The organism is Maribacter sp. 4G9, assembly GCF_002742265.1.
GTDB lineage: Bacteria > Bacteroidota > Bacteroidia > Flavobacteriales > Flavobacteriaceae > Maribacter.
In genome coordinates this window covers 1-4,324 of sequence record NZ_MDGL01000158.1, presented here as the reverse complement: position 1 = coordinate 4,324, position 4,324 = coordinate 1, and the positions used below count along the sequence as shown (strand labels likewise).

General features: G+C 35.4%; 4 protein-coding genes and 1 pseudogene. 4 read left to right on the top strand and 1 reads right to left on the bottom strand.

The window, feature by feature from the left end:
* Positions 1–475 precede the first annotated feature (475 nt).
* From BFP75_RS15940 to BFP75_RS15925, 4 genes are read left to right on the top strand one after another with little or no spacing between them, the layout of a single operon-like run.
* Positions 476–679, top strand: a complete 204-nt coding sequence (locus BFP75_RS15940; RefSeq protein WP_099546358.1) for a helix-turn-helix transcriptional regulator — start codon at positions 476–478, stop codon at positions 677–679.
* 5 nt (positions 680–684) lie between these two features.
* The gene (locus BFP75_RS15935; RefSeq protein ID WP_099546357.1) at positions 685–1,896 is read left to right on the top strand and encodes a DNA cytosine methyltransferase; all 1,212 of its coding nucleotides are present in this window, start codon (positions 685–687) and stop codon (positions 1,894–1,896) included.
* Positions 1,893–2,990, top strand: a complete 1,098-nt coding sequence (locus tag BFP75_RS15930; protein ID WP_099546356.1) for a DNA cytosine methyltransferase — start codon at positions 1,893–1,895, stop codon at positions 2,988–2,990. The genes BFP75_RS15935 and BFP75_RS15930 overlap by 4 nt, the downstream gene beginning before the upstream one ends.
* Positions 2,932–3,933 (top strand): HNH endonuclease, encoded by a 1,002-nt coding sequence (locus BFP75_RS15925; protein ID WP_099546355.1) that lies wholly within the window; start codon positions 2,932–2,934, stop codon positions 3,931–3,933. Before BFP75_RS15930 ends, BFP75_RS15925 begins: the two co-directional genes overlap by 59 nt.
* 194 nt (positions 3,934–4,127) lie before the next feature.
* On the opposite strand, the pseudogene BFP75_RS15920 reads toward BFP75_RS15925, so the two are convergent.
* Positions 4,128–4,324: pseudogene (locus BFP75_RS15920) on the bottom strand (group II intron reverse transcriptase/maturase); the annotation flags it as partial.

Genomic DNA, 4,324 nt, shown 5'->3' with positions numbered 1-4,324 from the left:
GGTCCGGGGACATGGAAAAGGTCCTGCCAGAGAAAAGATCGGTCGAACAGTGTACCTTCCAACTTCGCTTGTGTATGTCGATACCAATGAATAACTTGGGTGGAGCAGTTTGTTGTGTTTTCATATCTTTTGATTTTGGTGAATCTTAAAGATACTCGACAGGCTGCTTTTACATAGATGCTATAAGTAATTGCTTGTTCTCTCCTACTTTGGAAATTCCTGCGGAATTTCCAACTTGGTGTGTACTTGCAAATTTAAGTGCTAACCCACGCAACTACTCATAGCCGAGACCGTTACCTGCAAGCTAAAAAAAGAGCCACCGCACGGTCAAGCACATTTCATTTTGCTCGTGCCTCGCAAAATAAAAAGAGCTTGCCCTTCCCCACCGCCACCCGAAATTGTTGATAAATATTTAGCTCATTATATGAGATGTTAAAATATCACGCTATATTTGAGAAATAGAAAACAATCTGAAATGAATCGGATAAAAGAAGTTTTAGAAGAAAGAGGTATAAAGCAGACTTGGCTTGCTGAAAAATTAGGAAAAAGCTATAATATGGTAAATTCCTATGTTCAGAATAGAAGACAACCAAGTATTGAAGATTTATACAAAATAGGAGAGATTTTAAACATTGAAGCTAAAGATTTACTCGTTGAGTCGTTAGAAAAAAAGAATTAACATATATGCTAGCAACTTACAAGTTAGAAAGAGAATTTTTATCATTATTAGAAGAGCCACAATTGCGGTTATTTGAAAATGAATTTAAAATTAAAAAAGAGCAATTTCTCGGGATTAAATATGAGAAAAGAGGATATACTGTAAATGATAAAATAGAACAAATTATTGACAGCAAAATACAAACTATTGGATTCTTTTCTGGTGCAGGTGGTCTAGACATTGGTTCTCAACTTGCAGGAAGCAAAGTAATTTCAAGCTTAGATTTTGACAGAGATAGTGTAGCTACAATGAAGAGAAACGGATATTTCTCGCATTCCTCACACTTTCACAAGGACATTAAAGAGATGAGTGCAGTTGACTATTCTAAAATAATCAAAGCACATAATCCTGAAAAATTAATCCTTGTTGGAGGACCTCCTTGTCAGCCTTTTTCCAAAGCTGGTTATTGGGTAACGCATAAAAACAGGCTTGGTAGTGAAGACCCAAGAAATATGATTGGTAATTACTTAAGAATGATTGAGGAATTAAATCCTGACGGTTTCATTTTGGAAAATGTAGAAAGCTTACTTCATCCAAAAAACAAACAAGCCGTCCAAAACTTAGAAGAAGCAATAGATAAACTAGGCTATAAATACATTGTGTATAGAGCAAATGCACTTGATTTTGGTGTTCCTCAAAAAAGAAAAAGAGTGTTTTTTATTGCTTCTCGTAAAGAAATTGTGGGCGAACCCATTAAAACACACGGAAGCGACAAAGAAATACTTCTTAACAGTCAATTAAAACCTTATGAGAGAGTAATAGATTGGATTGGGAAATTTGATGATGATAAATACTTTGAACCAGCAGAATTAACTACTGGAAAAACTTATGATGAAGAACTAAAGCAAATACCTCCAGGAAAAAATTATTTTGCTTTAACAGAAAGAGACGGACACCCAAATCCCAAATTTGAAGCAAATAAAAGATTTTGGAGTTTTCTATTAAAACTTCATCCTAATCTGCCTTCTTGGACTATTGCGGCTCAACCTGGTCCTTGGGTAGGTCCTTTTCATTGGAATAATCGCAGATTAAGAGTTCCAGAAATAGCAGCTCTACAAACGTTTCCTGAAGATTATCATTTTGTTGGAACAAGACGCTCAGTTCAAAAACAGATAGGTAATGCAGTTCCATCTTTACTTGGAGAAGCAATCGTTAAACACTTAATTTCTAACATATGACAAAGCCAAAAATAGTAAGCATTTTTTCAGGCGTTGGTGGTATCGATTTTGGTTTTGAAGAAGCTGGATTTCAAACTGTTTTCGCTTCTGATATTTGGGATAGAGCTTGTGAATCTTTACAACAAAACTTTACTGATTGTGAGGTTGTTTGTGACGATATTGTAAATATTGACTTCAAAAAAATAAAAGCGAAACATAATGAGATTGATGGTTTAGTTGGTGGTCCACCTTGCCCACCTTTTTCAAAATCAAGATTCTATCGAACTGAAAAAGATAGAGGTATAGACGATATTGATGGATTTACAACAGTTTCGAATTATTTCCGTGCCGTTGAAGAATTAGAGCCTAAGTTCTTTTTCTTTGAAAATGTTGCTGGCTTTGTATTTAAGCCTCATAAAGCAGCCTTAGAATTAGTAGAAAAAGAAAGTGAAAGATTAGGATATAAAATATTCCATAAAGTTGTAAATGCTGCCGACTTTGGTGTTGCTCAAACAAGACAAAGATTTATTTGTATTGGCATAAAAAAAGAAATGGAAGACTTTAAATATCCAGAAACAACTCATTCTGACCCTAAAAAGCTGATTAAAGGATTAAAACCTTGGGTTACTTGTGGAGATATATTAGGAGATATTGACTTTGACTTAGAAGAAGACAAAAAAATGCAAGCAGGCTCTAAACACAAGGATTTATTAAAGCTAATACCACCTGGCGACAACTATCTATATTTCACAGAAGAGAGAGGTCATCCAAACCCCATTTTCAAATGGCGTTCACGATATTGGTCTTTCTTACTTAAACTATCACCTGACCGACCTTCTTGGACGATACAAGCAAGTCATTCTAACAATATGGGGCCTTTTCATTGGAAAAATAGATTCCTTAGAATTCAAGAAATAAAACGAATTCAGTCCTTTGAAAACGACCATATTTTCTTAGGTAATTTTAGAGAACAATGGAGGCAAGTTGGAAATGCAGTCCCGCCTAAACTTGCTAATGTTTTTGCAGAACAACTAAAATCACAATATTTCAATAACTATGAGCGTACGAGACACGACAATACTAGACAGGAAAGACTTAAGGTATCTTCTTATTGATAGTTTAAGACTTTACTCTGATAACGTTGCGTTTATTGATGGGAACAATCCATATAGATTTTCAATAAACAAAAAGACATATTATGTACTAATTAAGAATGTACACGAATCTGGAGACGGAAGAGGTAATCAAGATGAATGTAGAATTCAAGTTGCAAAAACACAGAATTTTAATGACGCATTAAATTCTGGAAATGACGTAATAGTATTAGGTTACTTTGCTGATGAAAAAGTTTTTACAGCTTGGAATCCTTTTATGATGCGTGACAGATTCAATCAAAAGCAAACAATTTCATTGTACTCTAGATTTTCTGTTCAAAAATTAGCCAAAACACAAAAAATTGCCGCTTACAGAGACAATAATGGTCAATCGGTAATTAGCTTTATTCCCGATTACCTTGGTCTATATTTAGAAAGTTTGAACTCAATTCACCTTTTGAAAGATGAAGAATTGATGAAGTTAGTTGAGCAATCCGACAATTTAAATAATGATAATGCAGATGGAGAATTCGATACAACAGAAGGTATTTTAACAATTACTCACGCAAGGCAGAAAAGAGACCCTAATTTCCGAAGAAAAGTTTATGATGCATACAATAATAAATGTGCAATGTGTGGCATTGGTCTTGAACTAATTGAAGCTGCCCATATTGTTCCTCACTCTCACGACCTAGGTACGGATGAAATTGATAACGGAATTAGTCTTTGTGCTTTACATCATACTGCCTATGACCGTTCATTAATTTATTTTGATGAACAATTAGAAATCCTAATCAATGAAAGCAAAATGGAATACTTGGAAAAAGTTGGTCTTGATTCGGGTATTAGAAAGTTTGAAAAGTTAGCATTTGATAAGATACAGCTACCTGAAAATCATACTTTAAGACCTAATATTGGAAATATAAAAATTGCTAATCAGACAAGAGGAATATTTAATGAATAAGCCAACGCAAGTTCAAGCACATTTAAACTTTGCTCGTGCCTCACAAATTTAAAAGAGCTTTCACGCCAACGCTAGCAAGTTTACGGAAAGAAAGCCAGCAGGTAATCGAGTAGACGGGTCCGCCCCTAGTTAGGAACGGACTGCGCCTCTCACACCACCGTGCGTACGGGTCTCGTACACGGCGGTTCGTTATATCAGAACTTTACATTAAGGTAGTACGCCAGCATACTTTCGTAACCTCTTTTTCTTAGACGTTTTTCAGTAATAGTAGTCCTCAGTATAGGACTTTGGGCTACCGCCCAGCCTCCCATCCTTGTTCTACTCCAAGCATACGCTTGATCCTGTTTTATACCTAAGCCAATGAGATTCTTGCGTTTGCGCTCTGGTTTCT